The organism is Streptomyces sp. NPDC089915 (assembly GCF_040684675.1).
Taxonomy (GTDB): Bacteria; Actinomycetota; Actinomycetes; order Streptomycetales; family Streptomycetaceae; genus Streptomyces.
In genome coordinates, this window is record NZ_JBFBGN010000407.1 from 1 (window position 1) to 1,182 (window position 1,182).

Here is a 1,182-nt window from a genome sequence, read left to right on the forward strand (position 1 = left end):
ACCGGCTGCTGCTCTTCCGCTACCGCCTCGACCCGCGTCTGGGCATGTTCATCTACCACGGCTCCTCCGTCGGCACGAGCAAGACGAACTTCATCAGGCGGGAAGGGCCTTCCCGCCCCTGACCGGGCCGTACGCCGGAGGGGGCCCCGGATCAGAAGCGGACCGGCAGTGCGGTGAGGCCGCGGGCGCGCATGGACGGCCGCCAGCGGAGTTCCTCGCGCGGCACGTCCAGGGCCAGGTCGGGGAAGCGGCGCAGCAGGGTCCCGACGGCGATCCGCGTCTCCAGGCGGGCCAGCGGTGCGCCCACGCAGTAGTGGATGCCGTGGCCGAGCGCCAGGTGGCCCGCGTCCCGCCGGTCCACGTCGAGGCGGTCCGGTTCGGCGAACCGCTCGGGATCCCGGTTGGCGGAGGCGAGCGAGAGCAGCACGGTCTCCCCGGCCGGGATGCGTACGCCGCCGACCTCGACGTCCTCGACCGGGAAGCGGCGGATGGCCAGCAGCGCCGGGCCGTCGTAGCGGGCGAACTCCTCGACCGCGGCCTCGATCCGGTCCGGGTCCGCGCGCAGGGCGGCCGCCTGCTCCGGGTGGTCCAGGAGGGCCAGGACGGCGGTGCCGATCAGCTGGACGGTGTTCTCGTAGCCGGCGGAGAGGATCAGGAAGGCCAGCGAGGTCAGCTCGTCCTCGGTGAGCCGGTCGCCGCCGTCGCGGACCTCGACCAGGTCGGACAGCAGGTCGTCGCCCGGGGTGCGGCGCTTGTCGGCGATCAGCTGCGGGAAGTACCCGAGCATGGCGACCACGGCCTGCTTCGTCGCCGCCGGGTTCGCCGGGTCGGGGGCGACCATCGCGTCGGTCCAGGCGCGGAAGTCGGGGCGGGAGTCCTGCGGTACGCCCAGCAGGTCGCAGATGACCGTGATCGGCAGCGGTGCGGCGTAGTCGGCGACGAGGTCGGCGCGCCCGCGGCCCGCGACCTCGTCCAGCAGCCGGTCGGCCAGGGCCTGGATTCCGTCGCGCATCCCCTCGACGCGGCCGGGCGTGAACGCCTTGGACACGAGGGCCCGGATCCGGGTGTGGTCCGGCGGGTCCATGTTCAGGAGGTTGGCGTCGAGGGCCGGGGGCAGGGAGAAGCCCCAGGCGGCCTGCGCCAGATCCCACTCCGGGACCTCGCGCCCGGCGGCCTCCCAGT

At 74.2% G+C, this 1,182-nt stretch carries 1 protein-coding gene; it reads right to left on the reverse strand.

Features of this window, described 5'->3' with window-relative positions:
* Nucleotides 1–151: 151 nt before the first annotated feature.
* Nucleotides 152–1,182 (reverse strand): cytochrome P450 (locus AB0O29_RS36210; RefSeq protein ID WP_365160787.1); only part of this gene is annotated, 1,031 nt, incomplete at its 5' end.